This window comes from Aliiroseovarius marinus, from assembly GCF_004360145.1.
In the GTDB taxonomy this organism is placed as follows: domain Bacteria; phylum Pseudomonadota; class Alphaproteobacteria; order Rhodobacterales; family Rhodobacteraceae; genus Aliiroseovarius; species Aliiroseovarius marinus.
The window spans coordinates 1-22,552 of the sequence record NZ_SAIT01000022.1; the positions used below are offsets into that span (position 1 = coordinate 1).

Annotated in this window: 19 protein-coding genes, 1 tRNA gene, 1 other RNA gene and 1 pseudogene; 8 read left to right on the forward strand and 14 right to left on the reverse strand. The window is 58.9% G+C overall.

The annotated features are described in order from the left end of the window. From EOL43_RS14045 to EOL43_RS14060, 4 genes and pseudogenes are all read left to right on the forward strand, one after another. A pseudogene (locus EOL43_RS14045) lies at positions 1-664 on the forward strand (recombinase family protein); the annotation flags it as partial. After that, positions 661-1,053 carry a hypothetical protein gene (locus EOL43_RS14050; RefSeq protein WP_133489548.1) on the forward strand — a complete coding sequence of 131 codons (393 nt, stop codon included), beginning with the start codon at positions 661-663 and terminating at the stop codon, positions 1,051-1,053. The pseudogene EOL43_RS14045 and the gene EOL43_RS14050, both read left to right, overlap by 4 nt. A gap of 185 nt (positions 1,054-1,238) precedes the next feature. Further along, positions 1,239-1,952 (forward strand): hypothetical protein, encoded by a 714-nt coding sequence (locus EOL43_RS14055; RefSeq protein WP_133489549.1) that lies wholly within the window; start codon positions 1,239-1,241, stop codon positions 1,950-1,952. 301 nt (positions 1,953-2,253) lie between these two features. Then, positions 2,254-3,486 carry an NYN domain-containing protein gene (locus EOL43_RS14060; protein WP_133489550.1) on the forward strand — a complete coding sequence of 411 codons (1,233 nt, stop codon included), beginning with the start codon at positions 2,254-2,256 and terminating at the stop codon, positions 3,484-3,486. A gap of 1,056 nt (positions 3,487-4,542) precedes the next feature. On the opposite strand, the gene EOL43_RS14065 is transcribed toward EOL43_RS14060, so the two are convergent. From EOL43_RS14065 to EOL43_RS14130, 14 genes are all read right to left on the reverse strand, one after another. Next, positions 4,543-4,632 (reverse strand) — tRNA-Ser (locus tag EOL43_RS14065). Positions 4,633-4,846: 214 nt separating this feature from the next. Further along, positions 4,847-5,566, reverse strand: a complete 720-nt coding sequence (locus tag EOL43_RS14070) for an alanyl-tRNA editing protein (RefSeq protein WP_133489551.1) — start codon at positions 5,564-5,566, stop codon at positions 4,847-4,849. Next, positions 5,559-8,042, reverse strand: coding sequence for a DUF3772 domain-containing protein (locus tag EOL43_RS14075; protein WP_133489552.1), 2,484 nt, complete (start codon positions 8,040-8,042; stop codon positions 5,559-5,561). The genes EOL43_RS14070 and EOL43_RS14075 overlap by 8 nt, the downstream gene beginning before the upstream one ends. Next, positions 8,042-9,076, reverse strand: a complete 1,035-nt coding sequence (locus tag EOL43_RS14080) for a cysteine synthase A (protein ID WP_133489553.1) — start codon at positions 9,074-9,076, stop codon at positions 8,042-8,044. Before EOL43_RS14080 ends, EOL43_RS14075 begins: the two co-directional genes overlap by 1 nt. A 72-nt stretch (positions 9,077-9,148) precedes the next feature. Then, a complete protein-coding gene (locus EOL43_RS14085; RefSeq protein WP_338068781.1) occupies positions 9,149-10,321 on the reverse strand; it encodes a gamma-glutamylcyclotransferase in 1,173 nt (390 codons plus the stop codon). 9 nt (positions 10,322-10,330) lie between these two features. Then, a complete protein-coding gene (locus EOL43_RS14090) occupies positions 10,331-10,771 on the reverse strand; it encodes a TrgA family protein (RefSeq protein ID WP_133489555.1) in 441 nt (146 codons plus the stop codon). A 96-nt stretch (positions 10,772-10,867) separates the two neighbouring features. Next, positions 10,868-12,076, reverse strand: a complete 1,209-nt coding sequence (locus tag EOL43_RS14095; RefSeq protein ID WP_133489556.1) for an SAM-dependent methyltransferase — start codon at positions 12,074-12,076, stop codon at positions 10,868-10,870. Between the two features lie 156 nt (positions 12,077-12,232). Then, entirely contained in the window at positions 12,233-13,459 is a 1,227-nt protein-coding gene (locus tag EOL43_RS14100; RefSeq protein WP_133489557.1) for an aminotransferase class V-fold PLP-dependent enzyme, read from the reverse strand. Between the two features lie 209 nt (positions 13,460-13,668). After that, positions 13,669-15,249, reverse strand: coding sequence for a BCCT family transporter (locus EOL43_RS14105; RefSeq protein WP_133489558.1), 1,581 nt, complete (start codon positions 15,247-15,249; stop codon positions 13,669-13,671). A 175-nt stretch (positions 15,250-15,424) separates the two neighbouring features. Continuing rightward, entirely contained in the window at positions 15,425-15,784 is a 360-nt protein-coding gene (locus EOL43_RS14110) for a contact-dependent growth inhibition system immunity protein (protein ID WP_133489559.1), read from the reverse strand. Then, a complete protein-coding gene (gene acuI, locus EOL43_RS14115; protein ID WP_133489560.1) occupies positions 15,777-16,769 on the reverse strand; it encodes an acryloyl-CoA reductase in 993 nt (330 codons plus the stop codon). Before acuI ends, EOL43_RS14110 begins: the two co-directional genes overlap by 8 nt. A gap of 10 nt (positions 16,770-16,779) precedes the next feature. Beyond that, a complete protein-coding gene (locus EOL43_RS14120; protein WP_133489561.1) occupies positions 16,780-17,880 on the reverse strand; it encodes a dimethylsulfoniopropionate demethylase in 1,101 nt (366 codons plus the stop codon). A gap of 32 nt (positions 17,881-17,912) precedes the next feature. Beyond that, positions 17,913-18,545 carry a DUF1326 domain-containing protein gene (locus EOL43_RS14125; protein ID WP_133489562.1) on the reverse strand — a complete coding sequence of 211 codons (633 nt, stop codon included), beginning with the start codon at positions 18,543-18,545 and terminating at the stop codon, positions 17,913-17,915. Position 18,546: 1 nt separating this feature from the next. Further along, positions 18,547-19,299, reverse strand: a complete 753-nt coding sequence (locus EOL43_RS14130) for a DUF2182 domain-containing protein (RefSeq protein ID WP_133489563.1) — start codon at positions 19,297-19,299, stop codon at positions 18,547-18,549. A gap of 116 nt (positions 19,300-19,415) precedes the next feature. Between EOL43_RS14130 and EOL43_RS14135 the strand changes: the two genes are divergently transcribed. From EOL43_RS14135 to chrA, 4 genes are all read left to right on the forward strand, one after another. Next, positions 19,416-20,138, forward strand: a complete 723-nt coding sequence (locus EOL43_RS14135; RefSeq protein ID WP_133489564.1) for a FadR/GntR family transcriptional regulator — start codon at positions 19,416-19,418, stop codon at positions 20,136-20,138. A gap of 71 nt (positions 20,139-20,209) precedes the next feature. Continuing rightward, positions 20,210-20,824 carry a sulfotransferase family protein gene (locus EOL43_RS14140; protein ID WP_133489565.1) on the forward strand — a complete coding sequence of 205 codons (615 nt, stop codon included), beginning with the start codon at positions 20,210-20,212 and terminating at the stop codon, positions 20,822-20,824. Positions 20,825-20,862: 38 nt separating this feature from the next. Then, positions 20,863-21,240, forward strand: a transfer-messenger RNA (tmRNA) gene (ssrA, locus tag EOL43_RS14145). Between the two features lie 53 nt (positions 21,241-21,293). Continuing rightward, the gene (gene chrA / locus EOL43_RS14150; protein WP_133489566.1) at positions 21,294-22,538 is read left to right on the forward strand and encodes a chromate efflux transporter; all 1,245 of its coding nucleotides are present in this window, start codon (positions 21,294-21,296) and stop codon (positions 22,536-22,538) included. Positions 22,539-22,552 lie beyond the last annotated feature (14 nt).

Genomic DNA, 22,552 nt, shown 5'->3' on the forward strand with positions numbered 1-22,552 from the left:
GCGGCGCTACCGTGGTCCAATATTGCGCCGCCCTTTATACAAAAACCGCGTCTATCGTGGAGAGGCTGTTCACAAGGGCACGGCGTATCCCGGCGAGCACGACGCCATTATCCATAACGACCTCTGGGATCGGGCGCACGCCATCCTGCAGGAAAGCCCACGAAAACGTGCCAACAACAGCCGGTCGCGGACACCTGCTCTGCTGAAAGGCTTGATCTTCAGCGACACCCGCGCGGCCATGACGCCTACCAGCACGAAGAAAGGTGCGAAGCTTTACCGCTACTATGTGTCGATGGATGTGATCCGGAACCGTGAGACCGGCGAAGAGACCGCCCCGATGCGGCTGGCGGCAGGAATGGTGGAGGATGCGGTCGTGACCGAGGTGCGGCGCATTCTGCAGACACCAGAGGTGGTGTCGCAGGTGATCGGGAGCCTGAAGCGCGAAGGCGGTGGTGCATCCGAAGCCGACGCCATCGCAGCACTTCATGATTTCAACGCGCTTTGGTCGCAGCTGTTCCCGGCCGAGCAGGCAAGGATCATCCAGCTTCTCGTCCGGCGCGTCACCGTCACCGCAGCAGGGCTTGAGGTGGACATTCGGCGCGAAGGCATTGCCGGGGTCGTCCGCGAAATGGTTGCGCCGCACAGGGTGGAGGCAGCGGAATGACCAAGCCCGACGACACGATCCGGATCCTGATTCCCTTGAAGGTGCGTAAAAAGAACGGGCGGCCCAAGATCCTGCCGCCCACCGATTATTTACCGAGTGAGGATCAGGCCCAAGATCCGCACATTCTGCGGGCCATCGGCCGGGCGTGGGGCTGGCGGCGGCGCATGGAAGCCGGTGAGTTCAGCACCATCCAGGAGCTGGCCGAAGCCGTCGGTTTGGCCGAACGGCATGTCAGCCGTCAGCTGCGGTTGGCCTATCTCGCGCCGGAGGTGTTGAAGCGGCTGACCTGCGGGCGCGAGACTTCAGCGGTCAGCCTCTACGATCTTTGTTTTACGGCAGGAGAGGCATGGGAGAAGCAAGTGGGCCGGGTGTTCCCTGCCAGCCAATGACAATGCGGGGTCAACGATTCATTTACGCCCAACTGCGTTTGCAGCAGCTCAACCAAAGCTCCAAGGCCATCTCCAACCTTTTTCACAGGTGATGCGGCATCGCTTGCGCGAAAACCTCACAAACTCTTGAACAAGGTCGGGAGAGCGCCCAAGTTTAAGGAATAATATTTCGTCGGAGCCCGCTCATGCCACTGCCTTTTCTCGCCATTTCAATTCCAGTATTGCATTCATCAGGCGCTTGGATCGCCTCAACTGCTGCTTCGGGCTATATCGCAGGTACGCTATCGAGCACTTGGATCGGTGCATTCGTTCTCGGAAACAGCTCCCTACTCGGCAGTCTAGGGCTAGTATCAGCGGCGGGCATTTTCGGTGCAACTGGTGGTCTCGCGGCGCTCTCTTCTAGTGCTGCTATCGGTGTGGGATCTGCATTGACAGCCGTCGGCCTGGGCGGCGTCGCCAGTTCGCTCGGAATTGCCCCCACGGTAACCTTTTTGGGTCTGACGCCCATTGGATGGGCGATTGCTGGCACCGCTGCGACTGTCGCGGCCACGCTTGGATTATATGTAACACGCAAAACGATGCGTAAGATCAATGAAGAGCGTGCAAAGGGCGGGCTTGAACCCACAACTCTGACGGGGATCATTAGGGAAGTGCGACTTCTGGAAGCGCACTCCCTCGAAACGATCCTCGCGCGGCTCGATGCCGAGTTGGACAATGTTTCGCTTTCGGATGACCACAAGGATTTGACCGTGGATGGTCAGGTGTTCTCACTCCACCGGCTGAAGTATGTGGTTAATAAGGACGGTTCCGAAGAACTATTGTTTGTCACCCGAACAGGTCGAAAGAAAAGAGTACTGCAGGTAAAGCGAGCGCGCGAGCCAGAAGGTTTTCCCGCGTAAGCCAAGCTATCCGCCTAGACAGGTAGCGTGCTTAATTCTCTTCCGCGTCTGTGGTTTCGCCCCCACTCGGACTTAACTTGAGCAAGGGTGCGCTCTGTGCGGTCAGGAACCCAATCCTTCGGCACAATTACGAAATCAGTGTTTGTTTGATCGCCATAGAAGAGCTGAGCGATGATAATATGCCATTGGGGTGACTTGCACCGATGCCCACAATTCCAGGCCGACACAAGCGCCCATCGTGTTGCCAATGCCCCCCATCCACATATAATGCTTGACGTTTCCTAGACTTGCGAGCGAGCGAATGAACGCGATCAGCCCTCTTGAACCTCTCCAGCGTCGACGCTCTCGCATAAAAAGGCTGACCGAACAGCACCGAGCCATGCAGGAGACACAAAGAGCTCTCCGGGATTCTATCGAGAGCCATAAAGCGTTCGAACCGGAAGTCGAACTAGGAAAAATAAAGCGTTTCGAAAGCACCTCAGTTGGCCTTTCACAAAAGATAGCGGACGAGGAAGTTAACAAGGCAAACCTTGAGAACCGCCTTAAGGATACCCGAGCGGCCCAGACCAATCCGCTTGTGTTCTGGAAGTTTTTTACAGCGGAACAGAAACGCCTACGCTTAGAAGCCAGTCGGCTTCGTAAAGAAATATCCTCAGTAAATGAGCACTTGATGAGTGACAATGAGGCGCTTTCAAAAGCGCGATCAGACTTAAGCTCGACGCAAAAGCGTATTTCTGAACACGAGTGCTTCAACCTCAATGAAGCAGAAACGCAGCTTGCGGCCATTCAACCAAAAACCCGACAGATTGATAGCGACTTGGCTGCGGCAAAAGCCGAACTTAAAAGGATTGAGGAAAAGATCCGGCCCCATTCGCAGGAGCTTGATCGGCTAGAATCTGAGTTAGAAACTTTTAACTCTGACATCGCAAAGGCAGATCGTTTCGATCGAGACTTGACCGCTGCGGAGAATAGTTACGAGCGGGCAATGATTCACCAGGAATGCGAAGATAAATTTGGCTCTGGCAGCCCTAGGCATGTCATCAATGATCGAAGAGGAAAAATTCGACGGCTTGAAAATAACATTCCAAAAGTCGAGCGCCGTATTCGAGACGAGTTGAAAAAACTTGATCGAACAATTTCGCATCTCGTGATCGATGGAAACAATGCCTGCTACGAAGGGCAATCATTTATTGGGTTGCGAGGGATTTCCGCGCTGCTTGGGGCGCTGGGTGATCGCTTCAAGGTCACTATCGTTTTCGATGCGTCAATTCGCGCCATGCTGAAGACAGACAACCAAGGCGTTGAAAAATTACTTGGCGCCAAGGTCGCCACACACGTCGCGCCGACCAAGACAGCAGCAGACGAGTATTTGATGAAGCTAGCCGGGAAGGATAAGAACGCCTTCGTACTAAGTAATGATCGTTTTGCGGAATATCACGACTATGATGTCGTGAAATCACGCCGCGTGCTGAGGTTCCTAATTGCAGACGGTATGTTCATGGCAAATGAACTCGATATCTCCATAAGAATTTGACCAAAAAAGAAATAACGACTGTAACGTGCCGATATCTTACACACCAAGCATTAATACCCACTCTGCTAACGATACGAGTTATTGATAAACTTACCACTGCCGTCGCATTTGTTGCACGTCACCATACGCTTCCCAGTGCCGCTACAGCGATTGCAGGTGACTTGCTTTCCGGACGCATAGATACCGCTACCGGAACATCTTCGACATTGATTTTCCCCATAGCGGCCGGTTCCACCACAGGTCCAACATTCGCGGTCTGGGAACGTAAACATTCCCGTGCCGCTGCAAGTCCTACAAGTGATCTGCTTCTGTCCAGCGCCGTCGCATTTGAAGCAAATCCCATTTTCCCGAGTCGAGACATGATCGCGAAATATTCCAGGTGAATAATTTCGCTTAACTTCAGTACCGTCCCTCTTCCGTGCGTGTTCGGTGGCACCGCTCCAAAAAAGGTTCTCGCGGACGGTTCCTTCCTCAATAACCCTCCCGTGTTTGACGGTCTTTGTCCTCGTCTTGTTCCCGAAGAAGCCAGCGCCGTGTGTGTATGTCTTGGTCTTCCCGGAATCGTGGTGCTTGACTACCTTTTTCTTTCGGCCGAGCCAGTCTGTCTTGTAGTGAACAGTGGTGCCGACACCAAAGGCTGATTTGAATAGCGTTTCAAAGATTCCGCTTTGGCGACGTCTTCCCATATCTCCCCCTTAAGAGCTCACTCGCCAAAGCTACGAAAGGAAAGTGAGTTTGTCATCAGCGACTTCTCGCAGCTATTCGCGCATTTTCGAAGAACCACGCCGCCTTCAGGTGTCTCTGACCGTTTCGATAGCGGTCGAACCTACCTCAACTGCGGCGCAGTTCGATTTCGCCAACACACTGAAAGTGCGTCATTTTTTGAATCCGTCTCGATTTGGATGAAGGGCGGATGGAAAGAGACGCGGGGCGTTCAGAGACCGATTTCGGCGGAAACGCCAGTCTCCGAAAGTCGGATGGCTTCGCTAAACCCCTATGAAACAAAAAGAAAAAAGGCCCACGCTGGGGCCTCGTCTAGGGTTTGCGATGTGCAAGTGGCGGAGCGGAAGGGATTCGAACCCTCGAGACGGTTCCCCGCCTACACACTTTCCAGGCGTGCGCCTTCGACCACTCGGCCACCGCTCCGCCGACGTTGTTATTCGGAAGTGCTGCGGGGTTCAAGCAGTCATTATCACTTTTCACGGCAGGCGGCGCGAATATCTACGCACAACCAAACGAAGCAACGCTCACCGTATTTTCTTGCCATAAATATCCCTGCCGGAGGCTTGAAATCTGCCGCAGCTTGCTGCGGCCACCGCCAAGCGGGGCGGCCCGTCAGGGCCAATCCCGCGCGGCAGCGCTAGTTTTCAAGATGCAAGGCAACCCGGCGGTTCACGCGGCCCTTTTTCTCGACTTTGCCAAGACGGACACGACCGATTTCGGCCGTGCGCGCAACATGCGTGCCGCCGCAGGGCTGTAGATCAATCTGTTCACCCTCAGTGCCAATCCGTACCAACCGCACCTGCCCCGCCCCTTTCGGGGGCTGTACGGACATTGTCTTGACCAGACCGGGGTTGGCCTCAAGTTCGGCATCAGAAATCCAACGCATCGTGACCTCAAGATCGCGGGCGATCAGGTCGTTCAGCGCGTCCTCGACAGCCTGCTTGTCCTCAAGCGGATGCTCCATCGCGAAATCGAGGCGGGATTTCTCAGCCCCGATCTGCCCACCCGTCACGGGCAGTGGAATCACGACCGACAACAGGTGCAGCGCCGTGTGCATCCGCATATGGCGCAGACGCAGGTCCCAATCGAGGTTCTGGACGACGTCAGCACCAATGGGTGGCAGCACCTCCCCCTCCGCAGGCACCAGAACGATCGCACCGCCCTCGCCCTTCACCGTCGTGGCGACCTCCATCCGTCCGCCGTCCCATGTCAGTTGCCCCCGGTCCCCCGGTTGCCCACCGCCGGTCGCATAGAACAGGCTTTGATCCAGAACCACGCCACGTTGATCCGTATGGGCCAGAACGCGGCCCGGCGCCTCGGTCAAATACGCGTCGTCTTGAAACAGCGGCTTACTCATCGCCCTCTCCTTCCCCGTCCAGATCCTCGACCGTCATGGCATCGCGGTCCAATTTTTGTTCGGGCGCTGCCGCCGCCGCAACAGGCGCCGATGCTGCCCCGGTCAGCGCCTCGGGATTGCGCAGCCAGATATCACGCTGTGCAAACGGGATCTCGATCCCTTCTTCGACGAAGCGGCGCGCGATCTCGTGGTTGATCTCGCTTTTCACCGACAGCATGAAGTTTACATCAGACAGGATGGCGCGGATTTCGAAGTCCAGACTGCTTGCTCCGAACCCTTGAAACACCACGGACGGGGCTGGATTGACTGTCACCATCGGATGCGCCTCGGCGATCTCGCGCAGGATGGCTTCGACCCGTCTGGTATCGACACCATACGCCACGCCCACTGGCACGATCACCCGCCCGATCGAATTTCCGCGCGTATAGTTCGTCACCACCCCCGACACGAGGTCCGAGTTGGGCAGGATCACGTCTGACCGGTCGAACGTCTCGATCCGCGTCGCACGCACCGAGATATCGCGCACATAGCCCATCTGGCCGTTCACCTCGATCCAATCCCCTTCGGAAATGGGGCGTTCGATCAGAAGGATAATGCCCGATACGAAGTTCGACACGATGGTTTGCAGGCCAAAGCCGATGCCGACAGACAGGGCACCGGCAATGATCGCAATCGAGCTAAGGTCGATCCCTGCCCCGGTAATCGCAATCACGGCCGCCAGGAAAATCCCAACATAGCCTGTGCCCACAGCAATCGCGTTCTGCCCGCCCTTGTCCAGTTTGGTCTTGGGTAGAATGGTACCGCGCAGGGCTGACTGAAGCGCACGTGTTGCCCCATAACCGACAAGGAAAATCGCCGCGAAAATCATAAACGCGCGCGGTGTAATCCGGGCATCGCCCATCTGGAACCCGTTCAGGAAGCGGGTCCATAGTTCGAGCAGATCGGTTGACCGTGCCCCCCAGATCAACGCAAGCAGAGGGATTGCACCCAACAGCAAGCAGAAGCTGATGATCACTGGCAGCAGTGCCTGCTCCGTTGTCTCGCCATCGGCGCGCAGAACCGTGGCATAAACCGCTTTGACAAAGGCATTCAGGATTTCAAGAACCGCCAGAACGCCCAGTGTCAGGATGGTCGGGATCAGCAGCGCCTCGGCCAATGTGAAATAACCGACAGCCGCTGCAACTGGGGCCACAAAGCCGACAAGTTCGCAGACCCGCCCAATAACTGAGATTGTCCGCGTTCTAAGCGCGCTCTGTCCGTTTGCAGCTTGCGAACCAAGATGGCGGCGCAACAGGCGCCCCAGACGCACCAGCAAGACACCGGCCCCCACAAGCAGGGGGAACGACAGAACCGCATTGGTGCTGCTTGAATAGCTTTCGGCCGCGCCAATATCACGCAGCACGGACACCCCACCCAGTAACAACCCCAACAGCGTAACATCAATCCGTGCTTCGGCCCGCAAGGCAGGGGTCGGGAGGTAAAGCGACGCGTGGGCCGGTTCTGCTCCAAAAATACGGGTGCCGATCCACAGCGCGACAAAGAACAGCAAACCCGCCGATGGCAGCGCATCCGCGATCACCTGCCCGCGCAAGCCAAGTACACCCGCAAGGTTCAGCGCTATCAGAAAGGCTGCCAGACCCAGCATCGGTGCGATGACCTGCCCCAACGAAATCACAAAGCCAACCACCCCGCGCGACGGACCTTTGCGCACTTGCCGTAGACGGCTTCCCAGCTGTATCAGCCAGCGACGCGAGCGAGACAGCAACACCAACCCCAAAGCCAGCAGGACCAATGTCAGCGGTAGGTCGGCGTGCAAATCGCGCCGTTGTGCCTCGCTGCCCCACGCATTGCGCATCTCGGTCAGCGCGGTCGAAAAGGTCTGCTTCAACGATGCCAAGGCCGACGGCCACGCAGCCGGGTTTAAAGGCGTCGGGCCAAGTTCCAAAAGCTGATCCGTCTGGCGCGCCCGCAACACACTGTCGATCTCGCGGATCAGAACATCGGCGAGCGCAAATGCTTCTTCGGCCTCTTTTACCGGGGCCTGTGCCTTGCTCAGCGCTTCGGTCAACTCGGCCCGGCGCTGTGTCAGCACCGCCACCTCGCTGCCGGGATCCGTCGGCTCGGGGCCAAGTGTCGCCAGCTGTGTCTTCAGCGTGTCGATACGGATCGAATTCTCGTCCTGCGCGGACTTGAACAGCCCGCGCCACTGGTCGATTTCACTGCGTAACTCGCTTAGCGCCTGATCCGAGGCGCGCCCGATCTCGAGTACGCGTTCGCCCCGTTCTGCCACGCGCGACCACGCCAGATAATCTGGCGCGCCGCTTTCAGTCAGGACATAGCTGGGCGCATCCGTGCTGGTCTCTGCGTCTTGCGCGCTGGCCCCTAGGGGAAAAAGCAGCAGCGCGGCGCACAGCCACACCCGCATCAGCCAAAGGACCCGGATGGGCAGCGTCGAACGGCGCAGATCAGAGGTCATCAGTGATCCTCGAACACCTCCGGCATGAAGGCGGGTTCGCGATCCAGCCAAGTGGGGATCGGAAGGCCCTTTTCACGCAGGAAGTCCGGGTTGAACAGCTTCGACTGATAGCGCGTGCCGTAGTCGCACAGGACGGTCACAATCGTGTGGCCCGGCCCCATTTCGCGCGCCATGCGCATGGCGCCGGCCACGTTGATGCCCGACGAGCCACCAAGGCACAGGCCTTCGTCCTGCAGCAGGTCGAAGATAACCGGCAGCGCTTCGTCGTCAGGGATTTGGAACCGCATGTCCGGCGTGAAGCCCTCAAGGTTCGCGGTGATCCGCCCCTGCCCGATCCCTTCGGTGATCGAGCCACCTTCGGGCGCCGCGGTGCCGGTTTCATACAGCGAATACAGGCCCGACCCCATCGGGTCGCTGAGCGCGACCTTCACGCCTTTGGGCTGCAATGCCATACCGACGCCGGCCAGCGTGCCGCCCGATCCAACCGCGCAGGTGAAGCCATCCACTTTGCCATCGGTCTGTGCCCAGATCTCGGGCCCTGTGCCTTCAATATGCGCCTGACGGTTGGCCACGTTGTCAAACTGGTTGGCCCAGATCGCACCCGCCGGTTCGCTTTCGTTCAGCTTCTCGGCCAGACGGCGCGAGTAATGCACGTAGTTGTTGGGGTTCTTGTAGGGAACGGCTGGCACTTGAACCAGTTCGGCCCCGGCCAAACGGATCATGTCTTTCTTTTCTTCGGACTGGGTTTCCGGGATCACGATCACCGTCTTGAAGCCCATCGAAGCGCCCACGAGCGCAAGGCCGATCCCGGTGTTGCCCGCCGTGCCTTCGACGATCGTGCCACCCGGCTTCAGCGCACCACGCGCCACGGCATCACGGATGATGAACAGCGCCGCGCGGTCCTTGACGGACTGGCCCGGGTTCATGAACTCGGCCTTGCCCAGAATTTCACAGCCGGTCGCCTCAGAGGCTGCCTTCAGCCGGATCAGAGGCGTGTTGCCCACGGTTGCTTCGAGATCGCGTTTGATGTCCATTTTCCAGCCCTTTATCGCGCGTCGTTTCTACCATCTGTATGACCTGACAATAGGCGGTTCAAGGGCCGAGCATCACGAATGCGTGCGCAAATTCTGCCGATTGGCCGCCAACCAGAAGGCCGCAAGGATCAACGGGCCAACATTTGCCTCGCCCGAGGTGATCAGTTCCATCAGGCGATCAAAGGGAATGACGTGGCTGCGAATGTCTTCGGCCTCGCTCTCGACGCCGCCAATGCCGCCTGCATCATCGGGAAGATCACACAGGGCAATGAAGGGGTAAAAGAACTCGGTATTCGCACCGGGGCTGGGATAATGCGGCGTCAGCGGGATCAGGCGATCAAGCGTAAGCCCGGCTTCCTCCATAGCTTCGCGGCGCACGCTGTCTTCTGGCGCTTCGCCCCCATCGATCCGGCCCGCAATGGGTTCAAGCAGCCACGGGTGCACATCGCCCCGGATCAGCGGCCCCATGCGGAACTGTTCAATCACCAACACGCGATCGCGCACAGGGTCATAGGGCAGCACGATCACCGCATCCCCACCGACGAAGGCAGCACGGTCGACAACCTCACTCATCTCACCGGTATATTTCCGGAAGGACAGCTCTTGCTCTTCCAGCGTGAAGTAATTGGCATAGGGACGACTACGGCGCGTTACGGTAATGTCTTGCACCCCGTAGTCTGCACGCAACATCGTCGGCGCCGGTTCAGACCGCGCGCGCACCCGGCTGGAGGCGCGCGTTCGGATCATGGGAAAGCGTCGCGCGATTTCGTCTGGCGAGACATGCCCAAAGCCCTCCATCACTTCTTTCGCGGCCTCAACGGTCATCGCGCCGTACTTGGCTTCCCAGTCGCTCAGATTCCAGACGGCTCCGGGCGTCCACAAGCCGGGGGTCGGGAAATAGACTTGCGTCTGGACTTCTTCGCCATCGGGCTCGACCCGCACCGTGACATCTTCCAGAGCATAGTCAAATCCACCCTCATAGAAGTTGAGCCGCGCGACATCCTGATCCGACAGATCCTGAACCAAAAGCCCGCGCAACAGAGCTGAGGCATCACCTTCAGAGATCATCGGAAAGGGCTGATTTTTAACCCAATTTGCGACATGACCGGACAACACCGCGGGGCTGATGCGACAGGTGCTTTCGCCCCCCAAAACCAAATCCAGAAGCGGGCGATGGCACAGGGTGCCATAAAAGAACAACGAATTCACAGGATCCCTTTCACGTCTGCATGCGGTACGGCGCACACAGATGCACTATCCCCATTTTCGAGCCGCGTAAAAGGCAGAAGATGACGCAATAAACGCGCCGAGGATCGCGACCGCCGCAATTTCCGCAGTCGTAAATTCTACCGCAAAATCAAAGCCGATGATGAAGATATCCTGCAGCGCCTCGATCGGCCCCTCATATCGCTTGCGCAAAGAGTTACTGATCATCTGGGAGAACGAGAAGGTAAACAGGGTGACAAACACCTGTACGAACAGCGTCGTCCCGGCATTCGCCCCGGCGGTTCCAAGCCCCCGATCTGCGCGCGGACCCAGATAGAACCAGCCGACGAACAACCCGGCAAAGGCACAGGTCGGCGACAAATAGGACAGGTCCCTGCCCTCGGGCATCAGGGGTTTGACCAACTCTCCACACAGCCAACCGACAGCAGCCAAAATAATTGCAGAGATCAGTTTTGCGGCTGTGGGCATAGGTCTTCCGTATTCAAGGCGCGTGGTCGTTCTTACCAAATCGTTAAGATCTGCTTATGGCCATATTATGGCGTAAAGCACGACAGTAAAACAGAATTACCCGGACCTCCGCGACACGGTCAACTGCACCACATCGCAGCTTCCGGAATGGAACGCTGCCGCGCATGAGGTCAAATAGAAATTCCACATCCGGCGAAATTTGTCATCAAATCCCATCGGCGCAATTTTGCCCCAACTGTCGTTGAAACGGTCAAACCAGCGGCGCAATGTGACCGAGTAGCTTTCACCGAACTCGATCCGGTTTTGCGTGTCCAGACCGGCGCGTGCAACTTCGTCCTGCAGCACGGTTTTTGACGGCAACATGCCGCCCGGGAAGATGTATTTCTGTATGAAATCAACACCTTTTCGATAGGCATCAAACCTGCGCTCGGCAATGGTGATGATCTGAAGCGTGGCCTTCGCGCCGGGCTTCAGGCAGGATTTCACCGTCTCAAAGTAAACTGGCCAGTATTTCTCGCCGACCGCCTCGAACATCTCGATCGAGGCGATGCCGTCATATTGGCCCGTCTCGTCGCGGTAGTCCTGCATCTTGATCTCGACCATGTCGGACAGGCCCGCGCGCTGCAGACGTTCGACTGCATAATCATGCTGCTCTTGGCTGATGGTCAGGCCGGTCACGCGGATCCCCTTGCGTGCGGCGTGCTCGGCAAAGCCGCCCCAGCCACAGCCGATTTCCAGCACGTGATCCCCCGGCCCCACGCCCATTTCGTCGATCATGGACGCGTATTTCGCCTCTTGCGCGCGTTCGAGGCTTTCCTGCCCCGTTTCAAACAGCGCCGAGGAGTAGGTCATCGTGTCATCCAGCCACGCTTGATAGAAGTCATTGCCCAGATCGTAATGGGCCGAGATGTTCTTCTTCGCCTGTTTCTTGGTGTTGGCGCGCATCAGGTGGCGCAGACGTTCATAGGCGCGCAGGAATATCTGGCCGGGAAACCCGTCATAGACCATGTCATTGTCGTCCTGCACCAGATCCAGAAAGGCCTGTAGATCCGGCGTCGACCAGCCACCTTCGATATAGGCGTCACAAAAGCCCAGATCCCCTTCGCGGATCAGGCGGGCGAAAACGTCTGGATCATGAACGTGAAGCTCGGCCACGTAACCGGGCTGTGCCGCCTCTGCCCGAAACCGGCGTCCGTCGGGCATCACGAAGTCCAAACGGCCTTTGTTCATGCGTTTGGCGATCGCAAACACTTGCGCGAAATAGCGCGGCAGATCGCTTTGATCTTTGGTCTCTGTCAGGATCATGTCACACCCCTGAAGCCTCGAAATACTGCTAAAAGGCTATGTCGGGCATGGGTAAGCTGACAAGGTGGCTGCTGTGCAACTGCGGAAAACGGCTTTGCAAATGCAGTATTTAGGGGCGCTGCCCCGGCCTACGCGACCGGGACAGCGCAAGAAACCTCAGAGCACCTGATCCAGTGCGTCGATCAGTTTCGCGACCTCTTCTTCGGTCGTGTAATGGGTGAAGCTGACGCGCAAAACACCGTGTGCGGGGTCTACCCCCTGCGCCTGAAGCGCGCGCACAGCATAAAAATCACCGCCGCCCGCCATGATGCCCTTCGGTACCAAGGCCGCCGCCAGATCCTCGCCCGGAATACCCGAGGCCAGCGACACAGTCGGTGCCCGATTGGCCGCCACCGACGGCCCCAGCAGACGGACCGAATTCTTGGCGGTGGCGTAGTCCAGAAGCGGCAGCAGCAGCTTCACCTCGTGATCACGCATCAGGGCGTGGGCGGCAGCGGCCAGTTGCGTTGCGTCCCCTGATGCACCGTGATGCGTTGCCAAGGCCTCCATGTAATCCGCCATCCCGGCGGACGCCGCCACTTGCGCATGGTCCGGCCCTGCGGGGGTGAAGCGTTTATAAAGGCTATCCGCGTTGAAATAATGCGCCTGATTGGGCAGCGTTTCCCCAAGGGCGCGGCGGATCACCATGATGCCCTGATGTGGGCCATAGGTCTTATAGGCTGAAAACAGATAGATATCTGCACCCAGATCATCGACATTCACAAAGCCATGCGGGGCGTAGCTGACGCCATCCACGCAACTATAAGCCCCCGCCGCGCGGGCGGTGGCGCAGATCGCTTTCACATCGTTGATCTCGCCCACCACGTTCGAGCAATGGGGGAAGCAGACCAGTTTTACCTTACCGTCGCCCAGAAGGTCCTCCAGTGCGGCGGGGTCCAGATGTCCGGTCTCGGGGTCAATCTGCCATTCGCGGACGTCAAACCCTTCGTCGGCGAGACGGCGCCACGGGCCAGAGTTCGCTTCGTGATCCTGATTGGTGACGACAATTGCATCACCCGGCGACAGGTGCTGCCGGAACGCTTGTGCCAGAACGTAAGTATTCTGAGTGGTGGACGGCCCGAAGGACAGCTCGTCCGTGTCGACGCCCATCATGGCCGCCAAGCGCGCGCGCGCCTCGTCCATTTCTTCCCCGGCCAGTCGCGAGGCATCATAGGGCGCATAGGGCTGCACTTTGCGCTGCGTGTAGTAGCGGGTCAGGCGGTCGATCACAGGTTTGCAGGTGTACGACCCACCCGCGTTCTCGAAAAACGCTTGGCCCTGCAATGAGGGTTCAGAAAACGCGGGGAATTGCGCACGTACCCAGTTTACATCAAGCTCAGCCATCGCAGGCTCCTTTTTTGGTGTGTCGGGGGGGATTGTCCTGCCCCCTGAGTTTCAAGGTCAGGCAGGTCTTCCAGCCAGCCCGCAGATCTATGGCGACCGGGGCAGATCCGTGCGGTGACGGAACACCCAATCGCTAGGACGCGCCACGCTGTGGGTCAAGAAAAAAGAGGCCCCGAGGGGCCTCTTCCAAAGCCTTATCTGTGGTCGCCTTAGCGGCGGCGTTCAGCCCGCAGCCCCAGGAAGATCGAAACGCACATCAAGACCAGCACAATCGCAAACGGGAAGCCCGTGGCGATCGCTGCGGCCTGCAGCGCACCAAGACCACCACCTAGCAACAGTGCAATTGCGATGGCACCTTCCAAGATGCACCAGAACACACGCTGTGCGGTCGGCGCATCGGTCTTACCACCCGCCGTGATCGCATCGATCACTAGCGACCCCGAGTCCGACGAGGTCACGAAGAACACGATGACCAGAATGATGCCAATGAAGCTCAGAACACCTGTCAGCGGGAAGGCTTCGAACATGGTGAACATTTTCACTTCCAGAGCGGCGTCTTTCAGAGCCTGACCACCATCACCCATCACTTGGTCCAGTGCAGCACCGCCGAAAACGGTCATCCACAGTGCACCAACAATGGTCGGGATGATCAGAACGCAGGTCACAAACTCGCGGATGGTCCGACCACGCGAGATGCGTGCAATGAACATACCGACGAAGGGTGACCAACTGATCCACCACGCCCAGTAGAAGGCAGTCCAGCCTTGCATGAAGTTGGTGTCTTCACGGCCAACCACACCCGACAGTGCCGGCAGGTTCACCATATAGGCCCACATGTTGTCGAAGAAGCCGGTCAAGATGGCAAGGGTCGGGCCAACGATGATCACAAGTATCAACAGGATGGCGGCCAAAACCATATTGGCTTCCGACAGGCGTTTCACGCCTTTGTCCAGCCCCGCCACAACCGAAATCAGCGCAAAGCCGGTGATCAGAACGATCAGAAGCACTTTCATACCATCGCTAATTGGCACGCCGAACAAATAGTTCAGACCACCCAGCGCCTGGCTTGCGCCCAGACCCAGCGAGGTTGCCAGACCAAAGATGGTCGCGAACACGGCAAGCACGTCGATGATGTGGCCCAGAATGCCCCAGGTTGCTTCACCAAACAGCGGATAGAACACCGAGCGCATGGTCAGCGGCAGGCCACGGTTGAAGCTGAAGAAGGCCAGTGCCAGCGCAACAACGGCATAGACCGCCCAGGGGTGCAGCCCCCAGTGGAAGATCGTGGCAGCCATTGCCAGATCGCGCGACGCAACCGCATCGCCCGCGGCAGCACCCAGCGGTGCCCAGTCGGTGCGTAGGCCGTTCTCGACAGCCGAACCGCCCATCGAGCTTCCGAAGTGCGAGATCGGCTCGGCCACGCCCCAGAACACCAGACCGATGCCCATACCAGCGGCAAACAGCATCGCGAACCATCCCATGTAGGAATAGTCAGGGCGCGCGTCATCACCACCCAGACGGATCGACCCATAGGGCGTCACGATCAAGAACAGCGAAAACAGAACGAAGATGTTACATGCCAGCATGAACACCCAGTCAAAGCTACTGGTCAGCGCAGGGCGCAGCCAGCCGAAGAAATCACCGGCTTGCTCTTTAAAAACCAATGAAAAAAAGACAAATGCCAGAATGGTCAGGCCGGACACCAGAAAGACGGGATTATGTACATCCAACCCGAAAATCTGGACGTTGTCCTGACCGACCTCATAGTCGGTTTCAGTCTCTGTCCCCATGGATATCTCCTCCTTTTAGGACTGTGAAGTGCGCGGAACTTGGGCGTGATCACAGTGAGGAAATTGGGGTATTGGGACTGAAAACGGGCCGAAAACGACCTTTTTGTCGCCTTCTGCAGGACCGCAAAAACACGCACAGTCTGGCGGGTTTGGCACCTTTTCTATTCGCGACAGATCATGTGCCGGATGCGCCTTTGTCGTGATTCTTGGCCATTTCCTGAAGCTCTGCATCCAGCGGCCAGCGTTTCGCGGCGGCTTCCAGCAGGTCTCCGGGATAATAATCCCCCTCGGCCAAGGGATCCTGCCGTAGCACGTTCAGCGCGAAGGGTTTCAAAACGTCCGCACCGATATCTTGCGAAATCATGATGCGCAGGTCTTCGGTAGTGAATTGTCCAAGAGGTTTCTTGCGCAGCGACGTGGTTGTCGCCACCAGATACGACGCGCAGCACGGCGTCGGCCAACGCTGCCCGTCAATCTCTTCCAATGTTTTGTTGGCGAGGGACGCGATCACGCGCCCCTCATCTTGTTCAGGCATTCACATCCACCACGACACGACCTTTGACACCCCCTTTTAGGATGTCAGCCCCCAGTCCGGGAAGGTCCTCCAGTGTCGCAGGGGTGATCATCGCCTCAAGCTTGTCCATCGGCAGATCCGTGGCAATGCGCTGCCATGCGCGCACGCGGTTGTCGTAAGGCTGCATGACCGAGTCGATGCCCAAGAGGTTCACGCCGCGCAGCAGGAAGGGAATGACGGTTGCAGGCAGATGTGCGCCGCCCGCCAGACCAACCGCCGACACGGACGCCCCGTATTTCATCTGGCCCAATACGCGCGCCAGCATGTCGCCGCCCACGGCGTCTACGCAGCCAGCCCATGTCTCGGCTTCCAGCGGGCGTTTTGTGGTTTCGTTCAGCTCTTCACGTGCGACGATGGTGGTGGCGCCCAGCGACTTCAGGTAGTCGGCCTGATCCGCGCGGCCGGTCACGGCAGCGACCTCGTAGCCCAGATTGGCCAGAATGGCGGTCGCAACCGATCCAACACCGCCCGCAGCACCGGTCACCAGCACGGGACCCTGCCCCGGCTTCAATCCATGATCTTCCAGCGCCATCACCGCCAGCATCGAGGTGAAGCCAGCAGTTCCGACAGCCATCGCCTGACGGGTGGTCAGACCTTCGGGCAGCGGCACCAGCTTGTCGGCTGAAATACGTGCCTTCTGGGCATACCCGCCCCACGACACCTCGCCCACGCGCCAGCCGGTCAGCACGACCTTATCGCCGGGTTTGTAACGGTCATCATCCGACGCCTCTACGGTGCCTGCATAGTCGATCCCCGGCACGTGAGGATAGTTGCGCACCAGCCCGCCGCCTTTGGCCGACAAGCACAGCCCATCCTTGTAGTTCACGGTCGAGTATTCCACAGCGACGGTCACATTGCCCTCGGGCAGCGCATCCGTGTCGATTTCCTTGATCGACGCGGCGGCAAGGCCTTCGTCGTTTTGCTCCATCATCAATGCCTTGAACATTGTCGTCTCCTCAAATCCAGAATGTGTCATAGACGGTCGCCGCGCGCGGTCCGTCAGGCGTCATCACGTCAAGCTCGGTGCCCGAGTCCCAATGGGTCATCCGCACCATGCCAATCGCGACACCAGTATTGAAATCGGGCGAGTTCGCAGCCGAGGTCACCTGCCCCACCTGTCGATCCCCATCCATAAGGGGCCACGCCCGATCGCAGGGCGGCACACCGCCCAGGATCTCAATCGCCCGCACTTGCTGTACGGGGCCTTCCTTCGCCACACGCAACAGCGCATCGCGCCCGACACAACCAAGGGCGCTTTGGGTCGAACAGAACCGCCCCAACCCGGCCTCATGCGGGGTGTTTTCGCGGGTCATGTCGTTGCCATAGGACAGCAGCCCACCCTCGACGCGTTCGATGCCATTGGGGCAACCCGCATGGACGTCCATGCTTTTCCCCGCTTCCATCAGCGCGTTCCACAGGGGCATCCCAATGTCGGATCCCTCGACGTAGATCTCGAACCCGCCTTGTTTAGAATAGCCCGACCGGGCAACCACAAGGCTACGCCCCTGAAACTCCAGCCGTTTGTAGCGGAAGAAGCGGATATCGCGCACGGCATCGCCAAAGACCGCCGCCGCCAGATCATCCGCTTTCGGCCCCTGAATGGCCAAGGGCGAGACATCCGGTTCATCCACCAGCACATCCAACCGGAAGCCATAAGCCAGCCCCTTCACCCACATGATCAGATCACTGTCGGCAATCGAGATCCAGAACCGGTCCTCGTCCAGCTTCACCGCCACCGGATCGTTCAGCATCCCGCCGGTTTCGTCGACCATGGGGACATAAAAACACTGCCCATCCTGCATCTTCGACAGGTCGCGCGGGGTGAGCATCTGGATCAGGCGGGCGGCATCGGGGCCACGCACTTCGACCTGACGTTCACAAGCGACGTCCCAGACCTGAACGGCATCCTTCAGGTGGCGATAGTCTTCCTCCACCGACCGAAAAACGGTCGGCAGCAACATGTGGTTATACACCGTGTATCCCTTGACCCCGGCGGCTTCGACGCCATCGGAAAAAGGGGTGCGCCGCAGTCGGCGGGACGGAGAGATCATGGCCATGGGTCGCGCTCCCGTGGGGTCCTCCGGCCGCCTTAGCGACCGGGGCCTTTCCAATCGATTTGGCAGATCTCGGCGGATTTGCCATCAAAGTCCCAGACGCGGCCAAAGGCGCGCACGCGGGCCTCGTCGGCTTTGGCAACGGTGATATCCGGACCCATCCAGTAGTTGGTGTTGGTGATCACCTGATCCGCACCGCCCTTCCCCGGAACCGGGGTGACCGAGCCGCGAATGGCCTTGCCAACGATCAGACGGCGGGTGTTGCCTTCGGTTTCGAACGACACGGGTGCACGCTCGGCGCCCAGGAATTCGCTGACCAGCATCTTGAACAGACCGGTGGTGCCTTTGGCCGCGCCAGTGAAGATGTGGCAGAGCGCTTCGAACGCCTCGTCCGAGGCACGTTCGTCGATATAGGCCGCCGCTTTCCAGTTGCCGCGCGCCATGCGGCCCGGGATTTCCAGCAGAAGGCCAACGTTCAGGCCCGCCAGATCCACGTCACCATACTGGCCGCTGTCGATGCGGATGCCCGCCCAGCCCATGCAGTAGCCTTCGGTCGGCGGGTGGTCGCCAAGGCTGACCACGCAGGGGCAGAACACTGTGCAGTTGCAGTTGAGGATCAGCTCCCCTTTGATGGTCCATTCGACCGTGCCAATTTGCGATCCGTCCATGTTATCCTCCCTGGACAAGCGCCACGATCCCGCCCGCGATCAGCGCCCAGCCCAAGGGGCGGGTCAGATAGCGGCCCAGATCGGGCAGTTTTTCAAAAATCATGATGAGAGTGGCGAGCCCCATGAAGGCAAGGTTCATCACCCCACCCACGAAGCCCAAAAGCATCAGCGCCCAGCAGCAGCCAAGGCAAATCGCGCCCAGACGCAGGCCCAGCGCGACCGCGTTCCAACGGGTCTCGCGCCAGTATTGCATGAAAAAGGTCATAGGCTGGCGGCATTGGCTGAGGCAGCTGTCCTTCAGAGACGAGAACTGATACGCCCCCGCCCCGATCAGCAATCCACCCGTCAGCCACGGCGAGACGCTCTGGCCCAGTGGCGACAGAAGCCCAGCGCGAAAGAGCACAAGCTGCCCGGCAGCGGCGATGGCCGCGAATCCCAGCCAGATGGCCAGATAACCCGCGACCAGCTCGGCAAAGCCTTGGCGCGATCCTGCGCCCGAGGCGATCATGTCGTCATAGGTGGCGAAGGTCGGCAGAGCCGTAGGAGCCATCATCGCGGCAGACATCACGGCCCACATGGCGAAAAGCCCCCAGAAGCCAGCCTTGTCAGGCTCGACCACGCAAAGCGACCGCCAGAACTCGGCGCCATAGATGCGCGATAGCTCTAGCGCGTCTGATGGCAGCGCCATCGCATAAAGAAGCACCCAGCCCACAAGAATGAGCCCGAACAGCGCCAGCCAATGTGGCGCGCCCATCGTTCTTATCCTTGACGAAACGGACATGGTTCCCCCATCTTGCGAGTCGGGATTTATAATGTCTGACAATTGCCGATCTGGCAAGCAAATGTCTGACAATTAGAAAGTGACGCGGCGTGAAAACGGACCTGAACGAAAACGAAGACCTCTCGACCCAAATCGCAGAAGCCATTCGCGATGCCATTATCGAGGGCAGCCTGATCGTAGATCAACGCCTGCCCTCCGAGGCGGAACTGTGCGAGAAATTCGACGTGGGCCGCTCCACCGTACGCGAGGCGCTGAAACGTCTGGCCGCGCAAAACCTGATCCGCACTCAACGCGGAGCTGCAGGCGGGGCATTCGTCAACCGCATGTCCTTTGAAGAGGCCTATGACCAGCAGATCACGACCTCGACCCTGCTTCTATCCATGAACCGCGTGGATTTCGAAACGGCGTGCGAAGCCCGATACGCACTGGAACGCTCCTGCGCGCCGCTGTCCGCCCAGCGCCGTACGCCGGATCAACTGGCCACCATGCGGGCGGAAATCCACCGCCAGAGCCAACCGGGCCTAACAGACGAGGCCTTCTGCGCCTCAGACGTGGCCTTCCACCGCGCACTGGTGGACGGCGCGGGAAATCCGGTGCTGTCTTATCAACTGGCAGGCGCGGTCGAGGCGATGCAGCCGCTGATGAACATGATCACCTATACGCAGAGGGATCGGGACCGGATCATCGCGCTACACAGTCAGATCGCAGATGCGCTGGAAGCGAAGGACGCCGCGGCGGCCAACGCACGTCTGATAGACCTTGAAACCGAAACCTTAAAGCTTGCCAAAAGCGCCTTCGCGGCCCGCCGCTGACCCACCTGACAGAATTTTGCGCGCATTTGTGATATGCTGGCGGCATTACACAATATGCATTGCGAGGGATCATGTCTTTGAAAGTCATTGGAACAGGCTTTGGCCGCACGGGCACGGATTCCATGCGCGAAGCCCTAGATATTCTTGGATTTGGCCCGACGCACCACATGTTCGAAGTGCATGACAGCCCTCATCAGTCAGAGATATGGCGCGCGTTGGTCGAAGGCGGGACACCCGATTGGGACCATTTATTCAAGGGATATCACGCCTGCGTTGACTGGCCCTCAGCGCATTACTGGCGCGAGCTGATCGACTACTACCCGGATGCCAAGGTGATCCTGACGCAGCGCCCCGCTGAGGATTGGTGGCGCAGCATGGAAAAGACGATTCTTAAGTTCGCCAACGCCCGAGACGACCCTGACATGTTTTTCACACAGAAACTCGTTGGTGACATCGTGTTTGGCGGGCGACCCGTGACACAGGAACATGCCATCTCGGTCTACGAGGCCCACATTCAAGAGGTACAAGACACGGTGCCGAAAGATCGTTTGCTGATTTACAATCTTGGTGACGGTTGGGGTCCACTCTGCCACCATCTAGAGGTTGTGATCCCACCGCAGGACTACCCGAACCGAAATGCGCAGAAGTCCTTCACTGATCGCATGGATACAGAACAGTCTTCCTAGACCAACTATCGTATTTCGCACCAGAATTGCCGCAGCAACCATTTGCAACTGTCAGTCCCCCGCCCTATATACAATTTGTCCCCTCGGGGACTATGGACATAAACGCGCTCGTAATAAGCGGATCGGACCCGGGGGCGGTACCCGGCGCCTCCACCATAATGCACTCAGGGGCATCCTTCGTTTGGGGACCACCTTGATATCGTGGGGGCGAAATAGGATCGACGGACGTCTAAAGGGGTTAGCTTTGTTTCGGTGAGATACCACCGTTATCGGTTCACTTAAGCTAGTTGCAAACGACAACAAAGCTCCGGCAATGGCTCTGGCTGCGTAAGCAGTTCGGGTCGCCGAAACTTAAGCCCCTAGGCCTAGCCGCTTAGGGCGGGGTTCGCAGGCACCTGGCAACAGAAGCCTGCACTTTCCCCCATCATTTTCGCTTGCAATCGGATGCGCTTCGCGCCCCTATCCGCGCATGAGCCCGTCGCTGTCCGAACTTACCCGTGTCTTCACCCGCATTGGCCTGATGTCCTTTGGCGGGCCAGCGGCGCAGATTGCCGTCATGCACAAGGAATTGGTCGAGGACCGCCCGTGGCTGAGTGAGGATCAGTTCCTACGTGCGCTGTCCTTTTGCATGCTCTTACCCGGCCCTGAGGCGATGCAGCTGTGCACCTATGCGGGCTGGCGGCTGCGCGGCACGTTGGGCGGGCTGATCGCGGGGCTGTTGTTTGTCCTTCCCGGAGCTGCGGTCATGTTCGCCCTGGTTCTGGCCTATGCAAATTGGGGCAACATCCCGGCGGTCGAGGCGTTGTTTCTTGGGATCAAGGCCACTGTCATCGTCGTGGTTCTGCAAGCCCTGTGGCGGTTGGGACGTAAAACCCTGAAACGCCCGCTGCATTGGGGCATCGCGCTGATGGCTTTTGTGGCGCTCTATCTGTTTGGACTTCCGTTCCCTCTGGTGATCGTTGCAGCCGCTGCTTTTGGTGCGTTGCGCCCCGTCTCTCAAAGCGCTGTCACGCCAGCTCCGACCCCACAGACCCGCGCAACCCTCGGCACTATCGCCCTCTGGGGCACGCTCTGGGTCGCACCGATCATTCTCGCGCTCCTCTTAGGCGCCGACTTCCTTGTGGATGTCGGGCTCTTCTTCTCAAAACTCTCCGTGGTCAGCTTTGGCGGCGCCTATGCGGTGCTGGCCTACATGGCGCAGGCCGCGGTCGAGGCCGAGGGCTGGATCAGCGCAGGCCAGATGGTGGACGGGCTGGGATTGGCCGAGACCACCCCCGGCCCCTTGATCCTCGTCACGCAGTTCGTAGGCTTCATGGCGGGCTACAATCTGGCGGGCGTGGGGCTGGGTTTCGCGGCTGGTCTGATGACGCTCTGGACCACCTTTGTGCCCTGCTTCCTGTGGATCTTTACCGCAGCCCCCCATGTGGAATGGCTGACCAGCCAACCCCGGCTGGACGCCGCCCTGCGCGCGATCACCGCCGCCATTGTCGGCGTCATCGCCAATCTGATGCTGTGGTTTGCGATGGCCGTGTTCTTTACCCGCACCCTACCAATCTGGGACGGATTTCCTGGCGCGCGCCCGGACGTAAGCTCGGTTGACCTGACAGCCGTCGGCCTCTGCGCCCTATCGGCTCTGTTGCTCACCCGTCTGTCCCTGCCCGTCACCCTGATCTGCATGGCGCTGGCCGGGCTTGGCTACAATCTGGTCGCCTGATCACTTCCCATCTT

Bases quoted from the DNA above. Each gene is read 5' to 3' on its own strand.
- EOL43_RS14105 (WP_133489558.1), bottom strand. From the start codon at position 15,249: ATGGGGACAGAGACTGAAACCGACTATGAGGTCGGTCAGGACAACGTC.
- EOL43_RS14060 (WP_133489550.1), top strand. From the start codon at position 2,254: ATGAACGCGATCAGCCCTCTTGAACCTCTCCAGCGTCGACGCTCTCGC.
- EOL43_RS14090 (WP_133489555.1), bottom strand. From the start codon at position 10,771: ATGCCCACAGCCGCAAAACTGATCTCTGCAATTATTTTGGCTGCTGTC.
- EOL43_RS14140 (WP_133489565.1), top strand. From the start codon at position 20,210: ATGTCTTTGAAAGTCATTGGAACAGGCTTTGGCCGCACGGGCACGGAT.
- EOL43_RS14120 (WP_133489561.1), bottom strand. From the start codon at position 17,880: ATGGCCATGATCTCTCCGTCCCGCCGACTGCGGCGCACCCCTTTTTCC.
- EOL43_RS14095 (WP_133489556.1), bottom strand. From the start codon at position 12,076: ATGATCCTGACAGAGACCAAAGATCAAAGCGATCTGCCGCGCTATTTC.
- EOL43_RS14100 (WP_133489557.1), bottom strand. From the start codon at position 13,459: ATGGCTGAGCTTGATGTAAACTGGGTACGTGCGCAATTCCCCGCGTTT.
- EOL43_RS14125 (WP_133489562.1), bottom strand. From the start codon at position 18,545: ATGGACGGATCGCAAATTGGCACGGTCGAATGGACCATCAAAGGGGAG.
- acuI (WP_133489560.1), bottom strand. From the start codon at position 16,769: ATGTTCAAGGCATTGATGATGGAGCAAAACGACGAAGGCCTTGCCGCC.
- EOL43_RS14110 (WP_133489559.1), bottom strand. From the start codon at position 15,784: ATGCCTGAACAAGATGAGGGGCGCGTGATCGCGTCCCTCGCCAACAAA.
- EOL43_RS14050 (WP_133489548.1), top strand. From the start codon at position 661: ATGACCAAGCCCGACGACACGATCCGGATCCTGATTCCCTTGAAGGTG.
- EOL43_RS14130 (WP_133489563.1), bottom strand. From the start codon at position 19,299: ATGGGCGCGCCACATTGGCTGGCGCTGTTCGGGCTCATTCTTGTGGGC.
- EOL43_RS14070 (WP_133489551.1), bottom strand. From the start codon at position 5,566: ATGAGTAAGCCGCTGTTTCAAGACGACGCGTATTTGACCGAGGCGCCG.
- EOL43_RS14055 (WP_133489549.1), top strand. From the start codon at position 1,239: ATGCCACTGCCTTTTCTCGCCATTTCAATTCCAGTATTGCATTCATCA.
- EOL43_RS14075 (WP_133489552.1), bottom strand. From the start codon at position 8,042: ATGACCTCTGATCTGCGCCGTTCGACGCTGCCCATCCGGGTCCTTTGG.
- chrA (WP_133489566.1), top strand. From the start codon at position 21,294: ATGAGCCCGTCGCTGTCCGAACTTACCCGTGTCTTCACCCGCATTGGC.
- EOL43_RS14080 (WP_133489553.1), bottom strand. From the start codon at position 9,076: ATGGACATCAAACGCGATCTCGAAGCAACCGTGGGCAACACGCCTCTG.